The organism is Paenibacillus sp. BK033, from assembly GCF_004345425.1.
Lineage (GTDB): Bacteria > Bacillota > Bacilli > Paenibacillales > Paenibacillaceae > Pristimantibacillus.
Genome location: NZ_SLVP01000012.1, coordinates 51598 through 76152 on the forward strand (window position 1 = coordinate 51598; position 24555 = coordinate 76152).

The following is a 24555-nucleotide window of genomic DNA, read 5'->3' on the forward strand; positions in this document are numbered from 1 at the left end:
ACCCCCTTTAAACAAATTGAATACCGGTAAAGTTTATCCACCCGTTTGCCTTACTTACTTTCAACTTATAGTACTTCCCGTTCGTTAACGTCACTGTACCCGTGCTAGTGTCGTCGGGATTCGATGTTTTGTTAATCGTCACGCTCTGAACGGCGCTTGTATCCAAAGCCGTTAATTGTGGTGTAACCGTTATTGTTGACGAACTTTGTATCGTTGTGTAGGTGTATTTGATTTTGTAGCTTCCGGTTGTACCCGTGTATAGGAATATCGTTTCCAAATAATCCGCGTCGTTTGTCCACCCACCAATTGAATACACTGTACCGTCTGGTTGAACAAATGCACTGCCTTTTACGTTAAAGGCAAGAGCTGTTATGCCGCCGGTTTGGGTTACATAATTGATGTCATCAGACACGATCGTATTCGCGAAGTCGATAGCGACAACCGCCAACCCCGTCGTACTGTCGTAAACGAGATTAGACACCTGTAAAATCGTGTCCGATACGACGCTGTAATTTCCGCTTGCATATTCACTCGCTGCGTCGAACACTCGAACAGACTTAATATACCTCGTATGGATGCCGTGAATTTGAATCGTCGTTCCCGCGCCTTTGTAAACATAGCAGAGCAGAGTTTTTCCAACGGAAATCATTCGTCCCCACTGTGGTTGGCATTGGCTATTGACGCTACGCGAATTGAACATCGTGCCATACTTATTGCAGAAAGCGCCCAACTGATCGAAGAAGTTCTTTTGTAAGTCAGGAATGGAGCCATCTGCCTTCGGTGAGATATTTATTAAAGCATTTTGTCCACGAGCGAGCGCTTCGAGAATAAACCGCTTCAACATTACTTCGGTCGTCTTTGTCTTTGCAGGAGAGTCATGAGAGGTGCTGTAACCCCAACTTCCGCCGACCGTATAGCAGTCCTCTGCATACTTTCGAGTTCCTTGATAGTACTTATCCTCACCAGTAGCATAGTCGCCTGGATACGCCGCACCCAATCTGTCCGTAACGATAACATTTGGGTAAGTCGCTAGTTGATTCTGATACACGGGTAAAAATAAAGGATCATTAGAGCCTAAGATGTCGTACCAGAAAATATCGGGGCTATACGTCGCCATAATGTCATTGATAAGAAGGATAGTTTTACTGATGTACGCCTGATGCTGCGCCGTTGTATAAGGGTCTGTAACACCATCACTACTTATAAAGCCTTGGTAGAATCCACCTACCGAAGTCCAATCGTAATTCTGCGAGAAGTACAGCCCGAATTTAAGCCCATATTTCGCACACGCTTGCTTTAGTGGCATAATCAGTTCTTTACCAGCGGCGGCCGATGTTGAGATATTCCACTCCGAGTTAGGCGAAGTAAACAAACAAAACCCTTCATGGTGCTTTGCCGTTAGAACGATATACTTTAGGCCAGCGTTATACGCCATTCGAGCTACGGCATCAGCGTCCCAATTTGACGCCGTAAACCCACTTTGATAGGCCTTGTACGTAGCTTGCGGAATTCTTGCATTCTTTAGAATCCACTCGGAGCCGGAATTGTTGGCTAAGGCATTGTAGGTGATTGATGCACCTGTCGTATCTAAGCCAGTGTAGTCTCCGGCGGGTACAGCGTAAACTCCCCAGTGGATGAACAATCCAAGCCCCATATCCCGCCATGCTTCCATGTTTTTAATCGGTTCAAGCTTCGTGGTTTTAACGTCAATGCTTGACCCCGAACCTTTTTTCATAACTCGCATTCAAAAATACCTCCTCTTAGGAATAGGTGACTTGTAAAGTCGCCGTTCCGCTAACCGTTATCGCCTTAAAGTTTGACAACTGTCCTGCGGAGTCTAGGATGATCTGCTCTCCTGCAAGTACAAGATGCCCTTGTGATGTTGTCGGTGTACTTCCATCTACCCAAAACCGTATATCTGCCGATTCTGTCGTGATGTATGCTTGCGTTGCTCCGGTGGGAACTGTCCCTAATCCAACAGCTATATTGGAAAGGGAAATTGTCGCTTTCCCTTTCGCATCTGCTCCCATTGGTCGAACATTAGAAGCACCGCTCGAACCTTGTAACGGTTCGTATGCATCGGTTGCAGGGTTGTAATATTGCGGCGCTGGCGCACCATCTGGCGCGCTTTTGAATAGCGGTCTACTTGTCGCACTCATTCATATCACTCCCTCGAATTAGTTAACGATGATAATCGCGTTTTCACGATACCATTGCCAATTATCCTGCCATTGACCGTCGACAGCATTTTTCAATGTATCGAATTGCGATTCCGTCAGAGGTATCGTTTGATCGAGCTGATCTCCGAATGTTTCCCGCAACCACACTTCCGTTACAACTCCCGAAAAATCCCTCTCTCCTCGCGTTGCACCTACTGGAATGACAATGTCTCCATCTTCATTCACCGTCTTCTTCATGGCTTCAATAATCGTCACGACGATCGCTCCCCTCTAACCCCATATCGTAAGAACAAGCCATAGTACGTACGGTCTGATGTGTCCCCATTTGTGATGTAAATGTTCAGTTTGCGACTTGGCGTCTTTGTCCGAGGTGATCTTTTCCTTTGTTGTGATACCGCAGAAATTAGCAACGTCCGATCTACAGATGCGTCCAGTTCACTGCCATCTCTAGCGACGGCGGCAGAGGAAACCGAATAATTGTGAATTGCCGAAGGACTTACAGCAATCGCATATTCGTCGCACCGAGATGTATCAATGTTGTTCCAAGCTGCCAGCGTTGCTCCTGCAGTTACAGTTATTCCAGCCAAATGTTGTTCTTCAACGTGTGCGTTCTGGTCTAAGAGTGTGGCAACAGCTGTGAACTCTAACTTTACATAGTCAGTGTTGATGGCACACGAATTTGTTCCATCGGCCGGATATGTTGGATAGACCATGAGATGCACAAACCCGTTTGCGTCGATGTAATCGTTGAAGTTTGTAACGGTAGCAGATACCGCACTTGGCGAACTCGCTGTATTACTACCAAATGAATCCCACGCGTTTGTTGTGTTATTTCGTATAACAAGTGTGATGCCGTTTACGCTTGCTCCTGCATTTGCTCCAGTACCGAAACCGATCCACGTAGGTACAATATTTACAAGCTTCGATCGAAGGTCCGACACGGTCGATAATGAAGACAGCCCAGGTGTGCGTTTTGCAGCACTTAATATATCGAAAGTGTACCTTTGCAATCGGTATTGCCCAGAGGTGGATACATTTAAGTTATACACTGATCCATCCTGTTTCCATATCGCGTTGGAAGCTTCTTCTGTCCATCCTGATAAACTGGCAGTTAACGGCGAACTGTTTTGCGTACGATAAGTGCTGTGCGGAACATCCCATGTTTGCCCTACTACTTTACCTGCAAAGTCTACCTGTCTAGTGACAAGCGTCTGGAATTGAGCGTTATTTCCGATTACCGTCGATGTAACCTGACCTGTAACGACTTGGAAAAATCCCATGAACAAACCCTCCTTTAAGAACGTGTAGCAGAAGCTACTGTTCCATCTGAGTAATAAGTGATAACAGTATTAACTGTAACTCCGTAAATAGTCTCCACAACATTCGTTATTCGACCATTGGTGTAGGTAAATGTTGTTGTTCCCTCAGGTGTGGTTACACTGGCCACTGTACCGTTCGTGTTATACGTAATGGTGTGCGTTCCTAACACTTGATCCAGTTTGTCTCCTCTAACCGCTCCAGTAGCGATACTTGCCGTATTTATGCTATCAGCGGCAATACCCGAACTCTGATATTGTCCTCCTGCCGTCCACGCAGTCCCACTCCAGTAATACCACTTGCCGTCCGCTGCCACGAGATAGTTATTAGCGTTACCCGTCGGGAAAGCAGTTTGTAAAGCCACTAGGGTTGCATATGTCCCCTTAGGGCCACCATTTACAGCAGCCAACTGTGTATCAACGTACGCCTTATCCGCCTTTTTTACAATTTGTTCTCCGATCTTGCTATCGATAATGTCGAAATTATCGTTGAACTCCGTACGCTCAACCGGATCTGTACCTGCCCATTTATGCAACGCTAGGTTTGTTGTTTTATCGCTACTCAATCGGCTGCACCGTCCTTATACGTATAAGTTAAATAAGTCATTCCACACGTAGTTCACGGAATCGAAGTCCGTGCCGTGCCGTAGTTCGTCCCAAGTCATCGCGCTAAGTCCGTTCCAATCGTCCGCTTCTAGCGATTCGAACTCCGTAACGTCCTGCATTTCGTCCCACGATATCGCGCCTTGCCCTACGATTACCTGTCCGCAGAGGTGATAACGGTGTAACCGGTAATTCAGCTTCACCTCGACCTCGAAATCCGCGAACAGCTTCAGAATGGACGTTAACGCACCGGCCGCCGCGTCATCTAAACGTTCGGATTCGAGCGCACTAACGCGTCGGTCGAGGTTCTTTAATATGTCGGTTGCGCTGCTCATGACGTTACCTCCTCGAACTCGACCGTTTTCGTCACGTTAACCGTATCGGGCGCGCTAACCGTAGTCGTCACGGACTTACACAGCCAGTATGAGTCCACGTCGAGATCCGGAATCACAACGCGATATTTAAGGCCGCGCTTAACGTTATGGTCTAGCGTCTCGAACGATAACGTACGTATCTTCGAGCTCCTACGTTTAAGCTCCGCCCGTCCGCGTGCTCGTGCCGCCATCTTCTCCGTAATCTGCTTATCCTTAACGGCCTTCTCGTAGATACCGTACTTCCGTATGGACGCGGCATCTTCAAAATAGTCGATAACCTGCGTAAGGGGCCGGTATTTAAAGTGAAGCTGTACGCCGCTCGGCAACGGTCCGGCTACGCGCTTCAAGTATTTATCTTTCTTACCGTAAACGTAATCCTTATCGGAAGGCGTTCCCTTATCGACTTCGACCGTCTTCTTAACGCCATCCTCGTATACTTCCGGATAGTTAGGCGTAAACGCGGTCGAGTAGATATCGTTGCGGCCGTCGCCCGTCCAGTATTGATCGATATACTGCGGTGACGACGTTTGCGCTCCGATGACCCATACGCGATTAGCCGTCTTATCGTTAATTTCCGTCGTCAGGTTAATCGTGTCTTTACGGATGTTCCGCGCCAGACCGCCGTCCGTTGTCGTGGAGAATACGGTTGCTCCCGTACCTTCGTCCGTTTGGAAGAAGTGGAGCGCGCTGTCTTCGTCAACGTACCAGCGGTAACCGGTAATGTCCGCGAGTTGCTGTACGCAGTCAATAAGCGGCGTGTACATGAAGTCAACGCGTTCGATAAGCGGTGTATTGGCTACGTTAGTCGCGAGCGTGATACCGCACGGATACCGAAAAAAGATATCCGTAATGATGTCCGCGGCTTTCTTGTTCTCGTAGATACGGTTGACTACGCGATTCTGCAGCTTTAACGAACGGTCCGTACCCTTCCACGTAGAAAAGCGGTAGAGCTGAGCCCCACCGCGTAGTTCGTCCGTTTGGTCTTCGATAACGCCGACGAATATCGTATCGCCACCGTAAGTAACCGCGATATCGCTCATCGCGTGCGTCTCCGATAAGTTGATTACCGCGACGTCAATCGTAGCTGCTCCGTCAATCGTCTCTTTAATGCTAACGCTCTGCACACGTTCGGTAACGTTGATTGTTTCGTCGAGGTCGTAATCGTAAATCGCGACTTCCATCGCCATTAGCGTTTACCTCCTATCGCGCGTCCCTGTACGCGGCTGACTTCGGCGGCGAATCGCGTAAGTGCTTCGCGGTCAACGTACGCGGCGTTAATTACGAACGTTGGGCCGGCCGCTGATGCTGCGCGAGAATCCGCGATACTTGAACGTGCTGCACTAATCGGTGCGTCCGTAGAGGCTCCGTTAATCGCTGCGTTTGCCAGCGCGCTCGTAGCGTTTTGAATGGCGCCAACCGTGTCCGTAACACCGATCGCAAAGCCTTCGCCCGTGTAACCGCCGAGCTCCATAAATACGCGCGATGGCGAGTGAATGCCGAGAAAGTCTTTCGCACCTTTAACCGCTGCTCCCACTGCGTCCGTTACGGCTTTGACCGTCTTAGAGATCATAGATTTAACGCCTTCGATTAGCCCTTCCATGATGTTCTTACCCATCTCGATCGCGTCCGTTTTGATTTCCGCCCAGGCTCCGAGTAGTTTCGTTTTCAGTTCGCTAAAGACACCGAGGACCTTACCGATACCGTTCATCGTATTATCAACAACGTCACCGAACGCGTTGGTCCAGATCGACTTAATGCGGTCCCATAAATCGCCGACAATGCCGCGCACTTTCTCGGTGGCCGCGTTAAATACACCGCCTACCTTATCCCACTGTCCAGTTACGATGTTGTAGATGATAAGGAATGCCGCAGAGAATATCGTTTTGATGATTTCCCACCACGCAGAGATCACAGCCTTAATCGTATCGAATGCCGCGGTAAATATCGTTTTAATGTTCTCCCATGCCGTAGTAACGACCGCCTTGATGATCTCGAAATAAGCCGTGTAGATCGCGATGATCGCCTCGAACACGCCGCCGAAGTACGTCATAATCCACTCCCACGCCGCCGTAATTGTCGCGGTAATCGACGTCCAAACTCCGCTTAGGTACGTGGTAATCTGATTCCACACGTTAAGTGTCCACGCTTTGATCTCGTCCCAATTCGCAATGATGATCGCGGCTAGTACGACAATCGCAGCAACAACGAGAGCGATGACGCCCACGGTCGATAACAGTACGCCGGTCGTAACGCCGAAGATCGTAGCTAATGCGCCAATACCTCCGATAAGCGACGGTAAGAATCCGATAAGCAACAGGATTGGGCCGGCAAGTAACGCGAGGCCCGCGGTCAATGCAGCGACGATACCGACAACCATCTGCGTTTTGTCCGATAAGCCGTTGAACCAATCGACTAGGCCGCCAAGCAAATCCGTAACAACGCGGATAGCCGGAGTCAACGCGTCCGATATATTAATGGCTAACGACTCGAGCGATCCTTTGAGTTGATCGATAGATCCCGCCAGGTTATCCTTCATAATCGCTGCCGCTTCCGCAGATGACCCCGCGCTATTCTGGAGCGATGCCGTCATTTGGTCGATCTGCGCTGGACCTGCCGCCATGAGCGATAACATACCGGATACCGCTTCTTTACCGACTAACTGCGCAAGTGTGGCGGCCTTCTGCGTCTCAGTCATTCCGCTCATCGACGTCGATAAATTTTCGATAAGCTTCGAGATTCCGACGAAGTTACCTTGCGAATCCGTAATGGCGACGCCTAAACTGTCCATCAACTTCGTGTTCTCCTTCGACGGACTTAAGAGTCCGAGGAGAGCGCCGCGGAGCGTTGTACCCGCTTGTTCCCCTTCCATCCCTGCGTTCGTCATGATGCCGATTGAAGCCGATAACTCTTCGAGACTAACGCCGAGCGCTGCCGCAGGTGGTCCCGCGTATTTCAGCGCGTATTGCATATCGGTAAGGTCCGCCGCGGAAATGTTCGCTGTCTTGGCGAGGATATCCGCAACGGCCGACGCATCGGACGCACTCTTACCGAAGATGTTCAACGTAGATGCCATTACGGAGGCTACTTGCGCCATGTCCGAACCAGAAGCTTCCGCCGCGCTAATAACGCCAGGCATCGCCTTCATTACTTCGTTCGCGTTGAAGCCCATTGCGGCCATCTCTTGGAAACCCGTTGCAACTTCGGAGGCGGATTTGGACGTTGAAGCTCCGAGCTGTAACGCCTGCTCGCGCATAGCTTTAAACTCGTCCGCTGTGGCGCCGCTTATCGCTTGTACTTTCGACATTTGCGCGTCAAAGTCTGCGCCTGTTTTAATCGCTGCTCCGAGACCTGCCGCCAAGCCTACGCCTACTCCGGTTACGGCCGCGCCAATACCCTTTAGCGTGCCGGACGCCTTGTCGAGTCCGCCTAGTCCGCGGTCGAAGTCGGAGAAAGTTTTACTGAAGCCATCAACAGCTTCAATTAGGTAGGAGATATTTTCAGCCACTTACTCGTCTCCTTTCTTTGCAAATAAAAAAGGAGAACGCTAAGGTGCGCCCTCCTGGATTTTCAACGTTATTTGTTTTTCTTTGCTTTCTCAGCTTCGATTTCATAAAAAGCATTCCAATACATAATCTCAGGGGATGATATCCCGTCGCGTTCCTCTACGATCTCTAACGTAGATTGACCGCACACTGCCGCCAATGCTGGCGGTAAGTTTATCGTGTACTTTCGTTTCTCCGTCCCGAGTAACGCGCCAACTGTCATATGTTTAGCGTCAGCTAGCGCGTATAAGTTATGGAGCGTCGGGTCCGCTTTTAGGACTTTTTTGCGTCAGCTTTCGCGCCATCACTTAGCGCAGACAACTCGAGTACCGCTTTACCGATCTTCAAAATCGGAGCTGCGGATTTGCTGTCCGATTCGAACACGGCCAAATCCGTATCATCAAATACGCGTGTACCGGTTTCGTCCGCACACCCTACGATAGCGGCCAGCAGAGACATCCGGATCTCATCGCGTTCACCTTTTGCGTTCTTCGATTTCGTAAGTACGTCCTTCAAGCCTTTACCGGACAGCGACCGCACTGGAAACTCCGCGTCCCATTCCTCTACGTATACCGAACCGTGCTTAATATCGTCCGTCTGAAGCGCCTTTTCGCGCAGTGCTTTAACGTCAAATTTCGTTGTCATATGTGATAACCTCCGAATGGTATCGTTATTTTTAACCGAGTATGAACGCCAAAAAACACGCCTCGGTCGCGTGCTTGTCGCGGAATACGTCCGCTATTTTGGCGTTAAAAGTTACGGTGTAATTGTGCTGCCGTCGGCTAACTCGCCATCGCCCGTAAACGTAACCTTCGTCTCGATGAGGTCATCGTACGGAGTCGTACGTTCGAAATCGATAAGCGCAGTACCGCGGTATTTCGGTTTCGGATCATCCTCGTTATCGTAGAAGTCAATCGTAACCGGCGTAGTTGCCGTAACCAGGTCGAGCCAATACGGATCTGCGTCAACGCACGTAGCCTCGCCGCTCCACGATAGTACACCGGTCAAATTACGCGCCCAAGTATCTCCGGCCACCGTTGCGTCGATCTTCTCGGAATCCACCGATACGGACCATTCGCGCAGTTTTGCCAATTCAACGGCCGATGCCGAGCCGACTTTCGTTGTGATCTTCGCATACTGTCCTGTTTTTGTGCTTGCCATTTTGCGGCCTCCTTCATAATGAAAAACGGCCTAACCTCCGCTATTACTGCGTAAAGGTCAAGCCGTTATTATCCAAGTAATATCGTATCTCCACGTCTAAGTAAGCGCGGTGTTTGTTCGTCTCGTCGTTAACGTCCTCTGGTGAAATCGGAGTAATTCCCGTAACATCTGCGTTAAATGTCTGCGTGGTTAATACCGGCGCCGTACCGTCCGTATCGTACAGCGGAATAGGTTCACGTAGTGCCTTCGTGATAACCTCCGGTAGTTTCGACCGTTCAGCGACAGACCGCGTATAGACTCCGATCTGCAGCGCGTACGTCTGCTGGTAATCGCGCCGACCAGCCGCTACCGCGTTACCGGTGTTTATCAGTTGGTCAACGGTAATGAACGGTTTAGTGCGTCCGGTTAACGATACGCCATCGTAGAGCCATATGACGCGCTGCGCTACATCCGGAATACTCGCTTTCAAGTGCTCTACGATGGCGTACGTAATTGCGTGAATCAACGTTAATCACCCACCTTTTTCAATACGTCCTCGATTGCTTCGCGGAAGGTGATACGTTCTTTGTACATCGCTTTACGGAAGAAACCGCGCTTAGTCGGATGTTCGTACTCCTGGCGCCTCGCGTACGGTCGGTCGGAGCTAACTACTCGCTGTAACTTCTTCTTGCCGGAGACTTTGATCGAGTTACGCAGGAACCCGTCGAGTACTGGCGCGTTCGTCCGCGCATCGTTAACCACACGTAAAGCCGCGCGCTCCGTTTCGTCATCGAGTTCTTTAAGAAGTTTCTGCGGAATCTCCTTCGCAGACTTTAACGCCTTATCGAGTCCCTTTACGCTGAAGCTTAGCGTCGGCATTACGTCACCTGCCTTACTACGCACTCGTAACGGTTAGGACCGCCGAGTCCGAGTTCGTCAGCCGTGAACACCGCGTAATCAACCCCGCCTTTGGTCAGCCGCGCAATATCCGCTATACTAACGTCAGACATAAACGATACCTTAACGTCACCATTCCGTATTTCCGTTCCGTTCACCAGATCGCGCTCCGTAACCGGCTTCCATACGACGGAGACGGTCTCCGCTACCGGTTCACCTGCGATTGGCTCTCCCGTATAAGGATCGTAGCCTCCTACGGAATTAAATAAAACCGTAACCTCAACGGTCCGGTTCGTAAGTATTTCCGTTCTATTGGCGCGAATCCAATCTACGTCATTTGTCGTTAGAATTTTTATCGCCACCTTACGTTAAAACGTACGTCAAATACGAAGTACAATTCGGATGCGGATTGTAAATTTCCGAAGCAGTAGCCGGATAAATACCGGTTCCCATTCCGTAATTGTCCTCGCGTGAAAGTACCGTACATTTATGGTCCGGACGGTCAGCTTTACCGCGATGTACCTGCAGTCCGCTTACTACGTCCGATCGTTGCGCATATATAGCGTCAGCCGTGCGATATGCCGTATTCCCCTCCGTTGACACCAACCGTTTAATCTTCCACGTGTCGTTCGCGTAGACACCGCGCACCTGCGCTACAGTCGTTTTGAGGTCCTGACCGCGAATGATCGCCGAGCGTATAACTTTATTTAGTTCGTCTCGCGTTTCGCCGGCCATGCGCCAAATACGATCGGATAGCACGAGGCCGTCCGTGTCAAAGCGGTTAACCACGTAATTAAATACGTCCGCGTTCATACGGTTAAAGGAAATGCCGAGGCCCGCCGATTCGCCGAGCGTTTGGATTACCGCAGCTTCGGCCGCCGCTGTTCCGTACGCCGCCGTTTCTTTAATAACGCTATCGAGCGCAGAGGAACCGTACTTCCGGATATTATCCTCGATCTCGGCCAAATCGCGCAGTAACGTATTGACGCGGCCTCTAGGTATCGTACCGTCTTTTCCCGCGTATTCGTTTAGCAATTCGATAAGTTCGAGACGTGTACGGTCAATCTCGCCGACCGCGTATTTCTGCTGTTTAGCGTTAAGTTTACCGTAGCCGGCCGCCGCCTTCTCGAGTAACTTTGCTAATTTGTGCTCATTCTCTGTCAAGCGGCGCACCTCCTACGTTTATCTACCGTCATAACGTGCCGGCGCGTACATATACGACGTACCACCGCCTTTATAACGGGAATACCTTAAGCGCGCTACTTCCGCGAGCTTCATGTAATTAGCGAATACCGCCGTCTTATCTACGGACTCTTCACCGTCTTTGTACGTGAAGTACCGAGCTGCGTCCGTCGCAATGGATTCGCAGCCGAGCGCATACGCCAGGTAAAGAAGCGCGTTATCATTCGCTTCGCCTTCCGTAAGCCCCGACTCCGTTTCCGCTTCGGCGATCCAGTCGGTAACGTCCGTCTCAGTAACGCCGGGAACGTTGCGAAACCGTTTCGTTAACCGTTCTGCAATCGCCATGCTACGTCACTCCTTCGATTTAGCTTTCGTTTGAGTGCGTGCCGGCTTAACTTCTTCCGGTTCATCTACACGAACAACGTCACTAATGCCGGAGAGGACCGCGATTTCTTCCGCGTCTTCCGTATCGTAGATGCCGCCGTTAAATTTGCGGTAACTGTCACCAACGTAGAAGCCGAGCTCCTTATACCGCGGCGATTCGAATCTAGCCATCCGTTATACCTCCGTTAAAAAGATAAGGCGCACAACATTACGCTGCGCGCCTCCGTTATTGGACCGTTAGGGATTACGACAGGCCTTTCAGTCGGCCGTGCGCACGCTCTTGTTCAACCTTGAACGTGTACTCGCCAATGATTTGGCCAGTTTGGTAGTCGCCTTTTGTACCGAGGTACGTATGGCTGAACTCACGAGTAACCAGCGGGTGGATGGACAGACGGTTCGCGTCAGTAAGGAACAACTCATCTGCTGCGAGGTTTTGGTTAAGAACGATCTCAAACTCGCCGAAGTCTGTAACAATGAAGTCAACGACTTGACCGCGTTTGTTTTCGCCTCGAGTAAGTTGAATTTTCGTTGCATCTGCGTTAGAAAGAGCGATCTTTTGCTTCGCTGCGACCATGATTTTGTAGTCGCCGCCAGTTGCGAAACCGCCCGCGTCATAGATCGTTTGTGCCAGCGTATTAATCTTATCGACAGTCAACGCACCGCCAACGTTAGTAACGTTAGTTGTGATGAAGTTACGCAGGCCGCGCATTTGGCGAACTTGGCCGTTCTCGTAGAAAGTACCGTTGATCAGCGCCTTCTCAAGTTGCAGCGCCAGTTCGAGTTGTTTCTTTTGCTTCTCATACTCGTACAGGTTGTCGATGCCGTATTGAGCAACCGCCTGAGCTGTACCGGAGATATCGATCGAGTCCGTGAAGATTTGCGTCAGGTTCGATTTACGAACGCGCGGTTTCGAACGTGCTGCACGAGCGTCTGCACCTTCCGTACCTTCGTCGAACAGGAACTCGACTTTAGCACCGGATGCGATTGCAGCTGCGGTAGTCGATGCGTATGCACGCGTTACAGTCAGCGTTTTTGTACCACTATTAATCGCGGAAACGTACAGCAGCTCGTCAACGATCTTAATTACACTGCCTACGCGGAATGGAGATACGTCAGCAACAACAACTGCGGTGTCACCTACGAGTGCAGACGCTGTAGTTGTTGTTTCATCCGCGAACATTTCGTCCTCGAACCATACGTGTTCTACCGCGTTTACTGCTTCAGCAAAGCCGAGCGCGTTAAGCAGCGGTGTTTGGTGCGGATTAAGCAACAGGATTTCATCAACTACGGATTCTTTCTTACCTACGAGGTTTGCGTTAAAAATTTTAGCCATTTAAGGTATTCCTCCTTGGATTGTGTGTAATTAAAAAAGACGCATCCCCGTATGAGGCGCATCTTTAACTAACTTTTAGGATTCGATTTCGCGTTTGTACTCCGCATAAGCCATTTTGTCCTCGATACGGCCGGTTCTACGTGCAGTGTCTGCGAGATCTTTTAGCTTCGCTTGTTTATCCGCGCCGGCATCACGTCTTGGATTCGGCGGATTACCTGGCGATGGATCGCCGTATTGCTTGCTACCGAACAGGTACGGTTTGCTTTCGCGTAGCGCCTCGACCGCCTCCTTCGCGCCTTGTACGTTGCCTTCGTCATCGACCGTAATACCTTGTCGATTCGCGAGTACGAACGCATCGTCGAGCGCTTCCGGTTTAACTCCGAGCTCTTTCGCCATAAGCTTAAACTCCGCTTTAATCAAGCGATTGTTCGCGGATTCCAGCGCTTTCGTGCGGCCTTCTTCGGCTTCCTGCGCTTTCTTCAACGCTTCCGCCTTTTCGGCTTCCAAACGTTCACGCTCCGTCATGTCAGCGCGTTTTCGTTCTTCCTCCGCCTTCTCGTACTCAGTAAGCTTCGTCTTAACATCGTCATAGTCCGCATACTTCTTCCGTTCGCGGGCGAGTCGTTCCGCAATCTTCGCGTCAAACTCTTCCTGCGTTAGTTCGAGCTTCTTCGGTGCTGGCGGATCTTGTGGCGGATCACCTACGGGATCGTCGTCACCTTCCGCAAATAACTGCAGATCGAGTTCTATCGGAAACTTGCGTTCTAATTCGTTTGTCATCGTTATCCTCCCGTTTAAAGGCCGTCGCCTATCGTATAGCAAACCGTAGCAGTTTTACGTCATGTACGTTCGGACAAATTGCGTTACTCAACCGTTGGATCCGCGTCACTTACATCGCGGTAAGGATCCGTTTGACTGCGTAATAGCTTACGTTCGGCGATAATCTCCATCAGCTTAGCCTCCGGATTCTCAACGCCGCGGCGCGCGAGTGCGCCTTTAATCGATTCCAAATCCGAAGCCATCTCCGTAGTCAATTGCGTGATCAGCGCGACTTGATCTTCCGGTAGTGGTAAGCGGAAATGGACCGTATTCGTGTAATTACCGTCAACTTTACGTACCATGTCGCGGTCATAAGAAAAACGCGGATCATCAACCCGCGCCTTCATGTATCGTAGGATATATTCGTTTAATTGCTGCAGACGCGATCGCCATATGATCCACGAACGCTGCGTCTTCGAGATAATCGCGCTGAATAGGAGCTTAACGGCCATATCGTTAATACCGCCGACGTTCATTTCCGCAGTGTTTACCGTTGGAACTTCTGCGATCTTATGAAGGTTAGCGTAAAGGCGGTCGATATACGCCTCGGTCGCGTCCTTAAACTTGAAGTTACTCTCGAGTTTCTTCGCGTCAGGCCGTTCACCTTCGAGTAAACCGCCGGCTCCTTGCAGATTCCACATCGCACCAGGCGCTACGGATAATCCGCGGTCATCGTCTACGTTAGTAAACAATGTTATCGCGAACATTTCGAAGCGAATCGCGTCACTATAGTCCGATAACTTACGGTTAATCTCGTCGGTAATGTCCGCAAACTTCTCGATTTCCGAGTAACCGCGTTGCATGCCGGCGAGCCGTTCGTTTGGTATCTCAACGACCGGTATAAAATCGAGCCCCATCGATGTTTTCGGTACGCGATCCTCGATAATACGCACTACCGTACGTTTTTTCTCCGCGTCCTCTTCGATACCGTATACGGCTTCCTCGATAAAACACTCATACTGACCGTCGTCCTCGTTCCATTCGAGGTAATACGACTGTTTCCATAAGCGCGTCGAGTTCAAATCGAGGTATGCAACGAAATGGACTTCCTCGAGTTGGTCCGGATCCTCCGGGTTATAAATCGCAATGACTTCCGTATCCGGACGGAAGAAGATGCGCAGTTTACCGGTGCGCTTATCGTACAGCAACTTCGCCCATACAGTGCCGGCGATCTTACGGTCCTTCGCGGCTTCCAACAGCTTCTCGTGCGTGCGGTTCTCGCCGTGTATCCAGTTGATCAACTGCTCTTTCGCGGCCGCCCGCCTATTCTCCGTATCTTGCTGCTTGCTCGGCGCGTATCCTTCCGTTACCATATCGATCGGATCGTCGATAACGTCAGGCTCAACGTCGTACTTCGGAGCCATTTCGAACTCCCACGCGGCCATCGTATCGATAAGCAACCGGTCAAAGTTTACGGTAAGCGTAGTCGGATCGTATTCCAGACCGTCAGGCTTAGCGTACTGCGTATCGAAGTATTGGCGGCCTTCATACCGCTCATAATTACGAATTACGCGATTAATCCGCTCAACTTCGGTCTCACCGAGCATTACCTGGTCGAGCCGCATGATTATCGCGTTTAAGTGATCGGGATTGTACGAAACAGTAACCGCCTCCTCTCTAACGTAGTCGTTTCGATGACGTCGTGACTACGCGTGATTTTTGTTTAACGGCCGAAATCGCCATTTCTAACGCATCGATAACGTCATCATGTGAATTAGTGCCATATTGTTCGAATTGCTCGAGTAGCAACGCATGCCGGCGCGAAAACTGTATCGTCCGGTTCTCGATATCGGGTAACATCGCCTCAATACGCAGCTCCTTACGCGAGCGCTGATATATCTTCTTTAATCGCGTATGTGACGGATAGCCTTTCGCGAGTAACGCTTCGTGCAATTTATCTACGAAGAACTCTTGCGCGGCTTGCGCTTCGGCCGAAACGGTGTCCGGCATGTACTGCAGCACGCGTTCGACTATCTTCATTAGGAACTTGTCCGGAGCGATACGCTCGCCGTACGCATCGAGTACGTAAATTGCGCCCGACCGCTTATGTTTCGCTACTACAACGATTGCACTATAGTCGCCGCGCTGCTTGCCCATCGCAAAGTCAACGCCGAGCCCAATAACGTATTCGCTATGTGGGAACTCGCGCTTAGCGTTCGAGTCTGTCCAGTACGTGAACGCGTCCGGATTAAAGACCATATTCTCCTCGTCGACCGGATTGTTCATGTACTCCGTATTAAACGCTTTAGATCCGTTATCCCATTTCCACGTCATCAACTTCCATAACGGCTGTACGTCCGGCCATAATACGTGAGCACCGGCTTCCATTTCAGTACGGTTAGCTTCGTAATAGGCGGCTGCGTCTGCTGATCTATTCTTATTCTCGCGGTCAACGTAAATAAGGCGGCAGTTTTCCCATAAATCCATCCGTTCGGGCCATTCGATGACCGCGCGGAATAGCTTCGTTTTGAAGTCGGACCGTTTCTCCATTACGTAACGTAATAAACTTTCGTGATGTACCATAGTTCCCATATAGATCAGCGCGGTTCTTTTACCGGCCGGATCACCGAGCGGTACGACTACTTGCGTGAACCAATCGCGCATCTCTGTCCGCAATAAGTCCGTATTTGTGTTCTTTTTGCCCTCGAGATCGTCGCATACGATAAGGTCCGGTCTGATACCGTTCCAGTTACGTCCGCGAAGTGCCTGACCGGTCGATGCCGCTTCAACACGTGCGAGTAACCGTTGAGATCCGTCTGGCCGCGCTTCCCATGCGATGAACTCTGCGCTATTATCCTTCGGGTTCTCCTGTTGCTTAGCGGAGAGTAGCGGTCCGAAATCCGCACGTAACTTCGCGCTAGACTTCAGTTGGAGGCCGAGCCATTCCATGTTACCCGTTGATACTTGCGGCGTCTCCGATATGATGATTACGTATTTGCGCTTCCGGTACACGATTTCATGCAGCGGAAATGCCTTCGATAAGTACGATGACTTAGCGTGTGACCGCGGGGCCGCGACCGCTATCTTCGCGTTGATATCCCGCGTTGAAACATCGTTCATAATCGCGCATAGTTCACGGTGAAAGGCCGGCGCTTCATCGATCGCGACCGGTATCCAGTTGCCGGAGTTATCTGCGTTATAAAGCTCACCGAAGTATTCGTAAGCGAAGTACATAAGGTCCGATTCTGCGCGGTGAATACGTTCCAGACGCTCGAGTTCCGCGGCCGTTTCGAATAGCTCACGTTGGATATCGTCAGGGAAGGCGTCGATATCCGCGAGGTCTACCGTGTCGATAACGCTTCGTAACTGCGTGATGAGCTCGCCGCGTTCACTAGCGTTAAGCCACCGATTGCTAACCCATGCGATATGTACCGCCCTCCCTTCCGTAAAATTTCACGTCAAATAGGCGTTCCAGTACCGAGGGGCTACGATAACCCATCCGGAGTGCTAGAACGCCTAATACGTGTGTAATTCGTGTGATGAACGATAGGAGTACGTTAGGCGCGCTCCGTAAAGTTCAAAGATAAAAATTGATACGCGGATTTCTCTGGCGCCAGGACACGGACCCTCCGATTTCGACCCCGCCCGGGGGTCACGCTTCACCGCGTTAAAGCGTTGGCATATGTATAAAACTCATCTTTTGGTCGGAAGTCCGATCGCTGGGAACCCGCATTCCTACGCGGTTCTTCCGTTTGCGCCACGCTCGACCGCTCTCTTTTCGTACGAATCGTAGTCAAACGGAAACAAACGGGCACGAAACGGATCGATTAACGCATGTCCGAACGTTGAAAATTTTCCGAGGGGCACGCGTCAGAGGCCGTGTGCTGATAAATTCTCCCGCAATCCGAACGTTTCCGAAGCGCTATTAATCCAACGCTACATATAATGCGCTGTTATTCCGCTGTTTCGGATTTGCGTTGCTTCAGCGCCTCTATACGCTCTTTCAACGCATCGATGTCCGTACTCGCGCTGTCCTTCGTTTCCACTTCGACTCTATCCGTAAGCATATCGTTAACCTGCAGCGCCAGCTTTGCCATCGCGGCATTACGGTCTTGAATCGCGATGTCTACGATTGACTCGACTAGCTCCGGTAACTTATCGCTGTTATTCCGTATCATCGCACGTTTTAGTTCGCGATCGAACGTAGGGTCCTTACGCCAGTTCTCGAGCGTACGGTCAGTTACTCCGCAAATAGCCGCTACTTCTGCGTAAGTCTTTCCGCCTCTACGCGGTATTGATAACCATTCGATAGCTATCATTTGTTCAGCGTTAAGCTTCGCCATATATTAACGTCCTCCTTCCGCAGTCATATACGTTAACCTAACGTTAGTTACCTACGCTAATAAACGTAAGAGCTCAACGATGAGTGTTCACACTCTCCGAAGAGCTCTTATATACTAACGCGTCGCTTTTGCTCCTTGTCTGTACGCGTCAAAATCTACGCGTCCAGTATTATCTATTCTTTATTTATTACATGAGGTTAGGTGCTTTATCTAACCGAAATGTAGCTAGGAACGTATGTGACGACGCTATTATTTATAAGTCTTTATACGTAAGTATTTATTGCGTAAATCTATATACGTCACTAAAACGGTGATAAGCGGATCACCATTTCGGTGATTAGGTGATCACTAAAACGGTGATTTGCCTCATAGCCAGTCCGCTAAAGCCGCCATCTCACCGGTATCCTCTACCGCGTCAGCCTTGTCCGGTCGTTCTTTTCGCGCAGACAATTGCGCCAGCCTACGTTCGTAATAATCGCTCGCATCCGGAAATGCTGCGTAAAATTCCGCTTCTTCTACGATCGGAGCTCTTAGCGTATATACATCGTTGCCGTACGTAGGATGTCGCCTTGTTGCGATTAGGCCGTATTTCTTAAGAACGCGCTTATACGCCGTCACCTGGTTAATTCCGCAGTTTAACGCCAGTGCGATATCACATGACGTTGGGAACGCGTAACCATATGACGGATTGAAGCGCGCCATTAAATACGTATATAACATCGCGTGCTCCGCTTTAAAGTCAGGCAACCGCGTATATAACGTGAAAAGCGCGTTGTGTACTTTCGTAAAATCTCGGACTGGCTCGAAATCTGCTTTCATGACTCCACGCTCCCTACTCCAATAATCGCTTAACTTACGATTGTATAATCGTCAAGCGACCGCTTAAGCCCGTCATCTTTGGCGTATAACCAAAAACGGCCGCCTGTCCTTTCGTTAATTCCTACGCAAATATATCGGTGGCCTCGCGCACGCAAAAACTGAAACATTGCGGGCGAATAGCAGAAAAGGTACGCGTTATTCATACGTAAGACCTCCAATTAGTTAATCTCAGTAACTTCGCTGCGCAGACCTTCTTCGAGAGTATCTTCAAACTCGTAATTAAAGTCATCAGCATCTTCAAAAGTGGCAAAGTTCTCGTAAGCTGTGTCTTCCTCATTACGAAGCAAATACTCATTTCCTTCTGCGTCAATAGGTTTAATTCCGTACATTCACTAAACACTCTCCTTTTAATTTTAAAAAAGCGCCTTCTTTTGGCGCCGTCTAATACGTATAGCCTTGAAAACCAACAAAATATACGGTATTTGCATCGAAAATTTACTGGAAACGTAGTAAAATAAGAGGTAATTACTAGGAGGTTAATCCGATGAAAAAACTGCAAATAATCGCTCTATCTACCACACTAATCACATCATTACTCGCATCTCCAGCGTACGCAGCCGCGCCAACTAAACCGGAGAAGGGTAAGCTCTCCGTTTACTTCCTTGACGTAGGCCAAGGTGACGCGACGTACATAAAAACGCCGAATGGTGACGATATCCTCATCGACGGCGGCAATAACAGCTACGGCGACGACGTAGTTAACGATCTTAAAAAGCTCGGCGTTGACGATATCGAAGTTATGATATCTACGCATCCAGACGCGGACCATGTCGGAGGCCTCGACGCTGTTCTTACCGCGTTCAAGGTCGAGTCGGTATACGCGCCGAAAGTCTCGCATACGACGCAGACGTTTAAAGACTTCCTTAGCGCGGTCAAAACGGAGAAACTTACGATTAAGGAAGCGAAAGCCGGCGTTAAGTTACCGCTCAAAGGTATCGAGGCTACCTTCGTTGGCCCTACGAAAGAGTACGCGAAGGCCGACCTCAACGACTGGAGTGCGGTATTACGCGTAGTTAACGGTAAGAACTCGTTCCTGTTCACAGGTGACGCGGAGAAAAAGTCGGAGGCCGATATGATTGCGTCAAAGGCAACGTTAAAGGCTGACGTATTAAAAGTCGGCCACCACGGTTCGGACACGTCCTCTTCGGCTGCGTTCGTTAAAGCTGTAGCGCCTAAGTATGCGGTAATCAGCGTTGGTGCGAAGAACAGTTACGGACACCCTACGCAGACTACGTTAAACACGTTAAAGAACGCCAAAGCAACGGTATATCGTACGGATAAGAGCGGAACGATCACGTTCGTGAGCGATGGTACGAAAATTACGGTTAAAACGGAGAAATAACGATGGAGAAACGGGGCGTAATCGATCGGTTCGAAGGTAACATCGCGGTCATCGAAATAGATGGCGATACGGTTGACGTAGATAAGGCGTTATTGCCGAAGAGTGCGCGTGTGGGCGACGCAATTATTATCGGGGACGACGGGTCTTACCGCGTGGATAAAGAAGCAACGAAGAAGTTGCGCAAAGAAATCGACGAACTTATGGACGAATTATTCGAGTGAGGTACGCTATGGATAAGAAAACATACCTGGGATTCCGCAAACTTACGTCGCACCTTCATTTTCATACCGCGATGATTGAGAATACGGTAGTCCTCGCGTTCCAGGACGCAGAGCTAATTGGAAGTGGCCGGATAGAGGCGTTAAAAGAAGACGAAGAGGACATCGTAGTCATAGGCGGAGAAAATTACATTAAACGGAATTGTACATTCGTATACGCGAGATAAAGAAAGAGCCGAGCGCAAACTCGGCCTTTTTTATTTAACGAAGCTAACGAATTCCGGCGTACGTAGATACCCCTTCTTCGTCCAGTTACGGAATCGTACGCGTGCCTTAATCCGCGGCTGAACGTACACATACTCGTGGTCCTCACCGGTCACGATCGATTGCGCGACGCCATAGAACGCCTTCCTATGCGCAGCTGGCACGGCTAACTCGATAATACCCGCAGGTCTGCCGTTATAGTGCGCGAGCCACCCGAAATTATCCTTCCGATATCCCGCGATATGAACGTCGGCGTACTCGTAATTGATGACTTTGAGCCAATTATCGGAACGCCGGCCGACGTATACGCTATCCTTCCGTTTAGCGACGATCCCTTCTAATTTGCGCTCCTTAATCGTGTTAAATAACGCAATTCCGGAACCGTCAACGCTTAGGACACGGCTGAAATGCGCAGTATTCGTGAGAATCGCGTCCAGTAGCGCTTTGCGTTCCGTTAGCGGCTGGTTACGTACGTCCTCGCCGTTATAACGCAATATATCGAACGCGAAGAAATGAACCGGTAACCGCGTACGCCCGTCGTTAATACGCTGCGGCTTCGTCATCATAAACCGCTCCATAACGGTTTCAAACTCGACCGCGCCAGTCTGCGGATTGACGTACGCAACTTCTCCGTCTAACACGGCTTCATCTGCGTCGATTGGAACGTCATGGAGCTCCGGGTACTGGCGCGTGACTTCGTTGTTGTGGCGCGTATATAAGCGGACACTACCGTCCGAGTATGAAAGGATTAACCGGTGACCGTCGATTTTGGGCTCGAAAATGAACCGCTCGTCTTCAAACGGCTGCTCCCGTTTCTCCAGTAGCATTGGTGCCATAAACATGATGAATCACCTCATACTAATCATAGCAAACTACGGTATAAGCTTCCGTGGTAAATTATGCGCTTGATAATAGAACACACGTTCGCATATAATAAGCGTGAGGTGATTGCGCTATGAACGCGAATAGTAAAAAGCTTTACGGAAATGGCCGTTGGGAAGCATCGCGTATTATGCTTCCGGAACACCGCGAACAATACCTGCAGTTAATGGACCGCGATCGCATCAAAGCAGCCGGCCTTAAACCGGAGAGACCGCCAGCCTCACGCGAAGAGCTACAGCTAATGCATGACCACGTACTCTTACCGATGGCAAAGAAGATCGCGGAAAAGAACCGTCACCAACTCGAAGAAAAAGGACGTACGCTAAAGCCCCTCTTCGTTAAGGTCACGAATATTTGTTTAGCGAATATGCAACACGATATAGAACAAATCGCGATAACACTTAAACGTTCGAACATAACCGTATACCCTGGCGAAAGTGTCGATGGCGTTGCTTCCTACGCGTATAAATGCCGCGGCCATGAAGGCGGATTCGCAATAACGCGCGAGTACGCCCGAACTCATATCGGAGCGATGATCGCGCGTTACATTAACGGTGTATTTTCAATAAACGAGACTTAGCCGGTCGCGCCACGTAGCTGCTACGCTTTTGGCCGCGGTAAATGGTTCCGACTTAACGGTAACGACCGGACCAGGCGCGGTATCCCGTTTGTACTGAGCAGCGCGCTCTACATTACGTATCTGAGCACCGTTATCTACGCGCCAGTTTTCGTATCTTGTACGAAGGCGCTTCGTTGGCTTGCGGTAGTTGCGGCCGTCAGTTCCCGTCTCCTCGGCCTCTTTTAATCCCGTTTCACGATCGCGGCGTAGATCAAGTTGCCTATCGGACATGAACGGATACTCTTCTTGCGCAATTTTGTGCGGGTTCGGATCCGTTAGTTCCTCGTCGAGAATTGCGTCGGTAAGCCGGTCAAGCATCGCGGAGTCTAACGGTAAGGAAGCCGGCCGCTCACCTTTACAATCGCGTTCCTCCCACGCATCGATAGTGCGCTGATTGACCTCGCCGTGTTCTAACGCGTAATCTCGTGTAACGTAGCGGATAAGTTCGATGCGCTGCGACCGGTCAGCCAAATCGTATGGCGTTCCGTTGTAGGCAAACCGTAAGTGTGCGTCATTTTTACGTCGCTTTACGTTATCAATAATTTGCGCGGTTAATTGCGCGTATCTTTCCGTGTATGTTAACGTCATCTATTCTGCCTCCTCTAGTTCGACCGTGACCTCACCGTAATCCCAACGCTTGAATACTGCGCATATCTTTTCAGCCGCGGTATCAATCGTCTCGCTCACGTTCTTCTGCGCGATTCCCATAACGCGAGCTGCTTCCGTTTGTGTGACGTCAAGGCCGTAAACGAGCGCGATAGCTTCCGCCTGGCGATCCGTTAAGCCGGCGCTTTCGATTGCGCTGTGAAGATCGATGAGGATATCGGATGCAGCCGTGTCGCCGCGGAAACGGCGGGATGCTATACGGTGACGATCGCGGAGAAGATATTTTACGCCGGCTACGTCGTTGAGTGCGTACTTTTGCGTATATTTACGTGTGTCTTGCGTTAGATCTACGTTACATGCGCCCATTATACGGTCACCTCCTGCGGATTTAATAACGGAATCAAACGCTTGCCTATGGCGCTGATTACGTTGACTGTTACGGCATTGCCTGCCTGTTTATAGCGTTGCGAGTCTGAGATACCTGCGGTTGCTACCGTGTTGTGCGCAGCGTCCGAGAAGCCTTGTAGACGCCAACATTCGAGCGGCGTGAGTTTACGGATCCGATAAAGGGGTTGTTCTAACAATGTCTGTTCAACTGTTTGCGTCGCCGTTACGCAATTCGCAAGACCATCCTCACGAGGAACTAATATTTTACCGCGTCTTGGTGAAAAATCTCGGCCTTCCTTGCGGGCTTCTCTACGTATAGCTTTAGCTTCATCCGAGCGCCTTTCTGTTAGAGCAACACTCTCGATTATGTGAGTACGACGTCCCTTTCCAATATCACCTAGCGAAGTTCCCTTGGAGTAGTTGGCGTCAACATTATAGGCGATACCGTTACCCTCGGAGTATTGTTCAAGCTGCGGTTCTACTACGTGATTATTTTGCTCGTAACTGTGAGACGTAAGTGGAGGCGCTACCTGGTGCTCACTTCCTTTATTAAAGCCTCGACTGCGTTGAATTATTAACGGTTCTTTGCTATTTAACCGTGTAATTAAACTTACTGCCTTCTCTTCGCTAAGATAGTAACGCTCGTCCACGTTCTGCTCCAAGACGTCCCTTAACCGTGTCGTCACGTTATCATTCGTCGGCCAATCGAAGTTAAACGTACGCACACCTAACGTTTGAATCCTGCGCTTAGCTTTCGCGACAACATCCGTACCGGTTACGCTCCAATCTGCGTGTTCTGCATCGCGGCTACATACGATGAATATCCGTTCACGATTCTGAGGCACTCCGTAATGCTTCGAGTTAAGCACGCGGAAGTCGATTGCGTATCCGATATCGTTAAGGACTGACGCCATTACTTCGAGCGTGTGTCCGCCATCATGCGATAGCAAGCCCTTAACGTTCTCGAGCAGCATCAAACGCGGTTGTTTAACGGCCGCGATACGTGCAATCTCGAAGAACAACGTACCGCGCGCATCTTCGAATCCTTTACGCTGGCCGGCTACGCTGAACGCCTGGCACGGAAAGCCGCCGACTAATACATCATGGTCCGGAATGTCGTGTTCGTTAATCTTCGTGATGTCACCGTGGAGCTCGGGAGCACCGTTATACAGAGCGCGGTACGACTTCGTTGCAAACGGATCGATTTCGCTTGCAAATACACACTCGACACCTAACGGATCAAGTGCGGAACGGAAGCCGCCAATACCAGCGAACAGTTCGATATATTTGAGTACTGCGATTGTG

General features: G+C 50.1%; 30 protein-coding genes. 3 read left to right on the forward strand and 27 right to left on the reverse strand.

Annotated features, from left to right (window positions below):
- Positions 1-7: 7 nt before the first annotated feature.
- From EV294_RS26755 to EV294_RS30470, 23 genes are all read right to left on the reverse strand, one after another.
- Positions 8-1744, reverse strand: coding sequence for an alpha-L-fucosidase (locus EV294_RS26755; protein ID WP_132312529.1), 1737 nt, complete (start codon positions 1742-1744; stop codon positions 8-10).
- 16 nt (positions 1745-1760) lie between these two features.
- Positions 1761-2159, reverse strand: coding sequence for a hypothetical protein (locus tag EV294_RS26760; protein WP_132312531.1), 399 nt, complete (start codon positions 2157-2159; stop codon positions 1761-1763).
- A gap of 18 nt (positions 2160-2177) precedes the next feature.
- Positions 2178-2435 (reverse strand): hypothetical protein, encoded by a 258-nt coding sequence (locus tag EV294_RS26765; protein ID WP_132312533.1) that lies wholly within the window; start codon positions 2433-2435, stop codon positions 2178-2180.
- Positions 2432-3460: a hypothetical protein gene (locus EV294_RS26770; protein ID WP_132312535.1), complete on the reverse strand. Its 1029-nt coding sequence runs from the start codon at positions 3458-3460 to the stop codon at positions 2432-2434. Before EV294_RS26770 ends, EV294_RS26765 begins: the two co-directional genes overlap by 4 nt.
- Positions 3461-3474: 14 nt before the next feature.
- Positions 3475-4062 carry a hypothetical protein gene (locus EV294_RS26775; RefSeq protein ID WP_132312537.1) on the reverse strand — a complete coding sequence of 196 codons (588 nt, stop codon included), beginning with the start codon at positions 4060-4062 and terminating at the stop codon, positions 3475-3477.
- A 15-nt stretch (positions 4063-4077) separates the two neighbouring features.
- On the reverse strand, positions 4078-4434 hold the full coding sequence (locus tag EV294_RS26780) for a hypothetical protein (protein ID WP_132312539.1): 357 nt from the start codon (positions 4432-4434) through the stop codon (positions 4078-4080).
- Positions 4431-5660: a hypothetical protein gene (locus tag EV294_RS26785; protein ID WP_132312541.1), complete on the reverse strand. Its 1230-nt coding sequence runs from the start codon at positions 5658-5660 to the stop codon at positions 4431-4433. The genes EV294_RS26780 and EV294_RS26785 overlap by 4 nt, the downstream gene beginning before the upstream one ends.
- The gene (locus EV294_RS26790) at positions 5660-7978 is read right to left on the reverse strand and encodes a phage tail tape measure protein (RefSeq protein ID WP_132312542.1); all 2319 of its coding nucleotides are present in this window, start codon (positions 7976-7978) and stop codon (positions 5660-5662) included. Before EV294_RS26790 ends, EV294_RS26785 begins: the two co-directional genes overlap by 1 nt.
- A 310-nt stretch (positions 7979-8288) precedes the next feature.
- Positions 8289-8660: a hypothetical protein gene (locus EV294_RS26795; protein WP_132312544.1), complete on the reverse strand. Its 372-nt coding sequence runs from the start codon at positions 8658-8660 to the stop codon at positions 8289-8291.
- Between the two features lie 111 nt (positions 8661-8771).
- Positions 8772-9176: a hypothetical protein gene (locus EV294_RS26800; protein WP_132312546.1), complete on the reverse strand. Its 405-nt coding sequence runs from the start codon at positions 9174-9176 to the stop codon at positions 8772-8774.
- A 43-nt stretch (positions 9177-9219) separates the two neighbouring features.
- The gene (locus EV294_RS26805; RefSeq protein WP_132312548.1) at positions 9220-9681 is read right to left on the reverse strand and encodes a hypothetical protein; all 462 of its coding nucleotides are present in this window, start codon (positions 9679-9681) and stop codon (positions 9220-9222) included.
- Between the two features lie 2 nt (positions 9682-9683).
- Positions 9684-10034 carry an HK97 gp10 family phage protein gene (locus tag EV294_RS26810; RefSeq protein ID WP_132312550.1) on the reverse strand — a complete coding sequence of 117 codons (351 nt, stop codon included), beginning with the start codon at positions 10032-10034 and terminating at the stop codon, positions 9684-9686.
- Positions 10034-10414 (reverse strand): hypothetical protein, encoded by a 381-nt coding sequence (locus EV294_RS26815; RefSeq protein WP_132312552.1) that lies wholly within the window; start codon positions 10412-10414, stop codon positions 10034-10036. Before EV294_RS26815 ends, EV294_RS26810 begins: the two co-directional genes overlap by 1 nt.
- Before the next feature lies 1 nt (position 10415).
- Positions 10416-11216, reverse strand: a complete 801-nt coding sequence (locus tag EV294_RS26820) for a hypothetical protein (protein ID WP_132312554.1) — start codon at positions 11214-11216, stop codon at positions 10416-10418.
- Between the two features lie 18 nt (positions 11217-11234).
- A complete protein-coding gene (locus EV294_RS26825; RefSeq protein WP_132312556.1) occupies positions 11235-11579 on the reverse strand; it encodes a hypothetical protein in 345 nt (114 codons plus the stop codon).
- Positions 11580-11585: 6 nt separating this feature from the next.
- Positions 11586-11789: a hypothetical protein gene (locus EV294_RS26830; protein ID WP_132312558.1), complete on the reverse strand. Its 204-nt coding sequence runs from the start codon at positions 11787-11789 to the stop codon at positions 11586-11588.
- Positions 11790-11862: 73 nt separating this feature from the next.
- Positions 11863-12951 (reverse strand): SU10 major capsid protein, encoded by a 1089-nt coding sequence (locus EV294_RS26835; protein WP_132312560.1) that lies wholly within the window; start codon positions 12949-12951, stop codon positions 11863-11865.
- Between the two features lie 75 nt (positions 12952-13026).
- The gene (locus EV294_RS26840) at positions 13027-13731 is read right to left on the reverse strand and encodes a phage scaffolding protein (protein WP_132312562.1); all 705 of its coding nucleotides are present in this window, start codon (positions 13729-13731) and stop codon (positions 13027-13029) included.
- Positions 13732-13814: 83 nt separating this feature from the next.
- Positions 13815-15317 carry a phage portal protein gene (locus EV294_RS26845; RefSeq protein WP_243711813.1) on the reverse strand — a complete coding sequence of 501 codons (1503 nt, stop codon included), beginning with the start codon at positions 15315-15317 and terminating at the stop codon, positions 13815-13817.
- A 70-nt stretch (positions 15318-15387) separates the two neighbouring features.
- A complete protein-coding gene (terL, locus tag EV294_RS26850; RefSeq protein WP_243711814.1) occupies positions 15388-16944 on the reverse strand; it encodes a phage terminase large subunit in 1557 nt (518 codons plus the stop codon).
- A gap of 719 nt (positions 16945-17663) precedes the next feature.
- Entirely contained in the window at positions 17664-18053 is a 390-nt protein-coding gene (locus tag EV294_RS26855) for a phBC6A51 family helix-turn-helix protein (RefSeq protein ID WP_132312566.1), read from the reverse strand.
- Between the two features lie 366 nt (positions 18054-18419).
- Complete coding sequence (locus EV294_RS26860; RefSeq protein ID WP_132312568.1) at positions 18420-18872, reverse strand: hypothetical protein; 453 nt, start codon at positions 18870-18872, stop codon at positions 18420-18422.
- Between the two features lie 218 nt (positions 18873-19090).
- Positions 19091-19261: a hypothetical protein gene (locus EV294_RS30470; RefSeq protein WP_165930819.1), complete on the reverse strand. Its 171-nt coding sequence runs from the start codon at positions 19259-19261 to the stop codon at positions 19091-19093.
- A gap of 155 nt (positions 19262-19416) precedes the next feature.
- Between EV294_RS30470 and EV294_RS26865 the strand changes: the two genes are divergently transcribed.
- Both EV294_RS26865 and EV294_RS26870 read left to right on the forward strand, forming a co-directional pair.
- Positions 19417-20274, forward strand: a complete 858-nt coding sequence (locus EV294_RS26865) for a ComEC/Rec2 family competence protein (RefSeq protein ID WP_132312570.1) — start codon at positions 19417-19419, stop codon at positions 20272-20274.
- Positions 20275-20276: 2 nt separating this feature from the next.
- The gene (locus EV294_RS26870) at positions 20277-20495 is read left to right on the forward strand and encodes a DUF3006 domain-containing protein (RefSeq protein WP_132312572.1); all 219 of its coding nucleotides are present in this window, start codon (positions 20277-20279) and stop codon (positions 20493-20495) included.
- 254 nt (positions 20496-20749) lie between these two features.
- Here the strand turns inward: EV294_RS26870 and EV294_RS26880 are convergent, their stop codons facing one another.
- The gene (locus tag EV294_RS26880) at positions 20750-21592 is read right to left on the reverse strand and encodes an ATP-dependent DNA ligase (RefSeq protein ID WP_347813063.1); all 843 of its coding nucleotides are present in this window, start codon (positions 21590-21592) and stop codon (positions 20750-20752) included.
- Between the two features lie 119 nt (positions 21593-21711).
- Here EV294_RS26880 and EV294_RS26885 point away from each other — a divergent pair, with 119 nt between their 5' ends.
- Complete coding sequence (locus EV294_RS26885; protein WP_132312578.1) at positions 21712-22218, forward strand: YhjD family protein; 507 nt, start codon at positions 21712-21714, stop codon at positions 22216-22218.
- Here EV294_RS26885 and EV294_RS26890 read toward each other — a convergent pair.
- Genes EV294_RS26890 through dcm form a run of 3 tightly spaced genes read right to left on the reverse strand, consistent with a single transcriptional unit; the run spans position 22201 to position 24551 of the window.
- Positions 22201-22845 carry a hypothetical protein gene (locus tag EV294_RS26890; RefSeq protein WP_132312580.1) on the reverse strand — a complete coding sequence of 215 codons (645 nt, stop codon included), beginning with the start codon at positions 22843-22845 and terminating at the stop codon, positions 22201-22203. The genes EV294_RS26885 and EV294_RS26890 overlap by 18 nt on opposite strands.
- A complete protein-coding gene (locus EV294_RS26895; protein ID WP_132312582.1) occupies positions 22846-23229 on the reverse strand; it encodes a sigma factor-like helix-turn-helix DNA-binding protein in 384 nt (127 codons plus the stop codon). It abuts the gene before it with no gap.
- The gene (dcm, locus tag EV294_RS26900; protein ID WP_132312584.1) at positions 23229-24551 is read right to left on the reverse strand and encodes a DNA (cytosine-5-)-methyltransferase; all 1323 of its coding nucleotides are present in this window, start codon (positions 24549-24551) and stop codon (positions 23229-23231) included. The genes EV294_RS26895 and dcm overlap by 1 nt, the downstream gene beginning before the upstream one ends.
- Between the last annotated feature and the right edge of the window lie 4 nt (positions 24552-24555).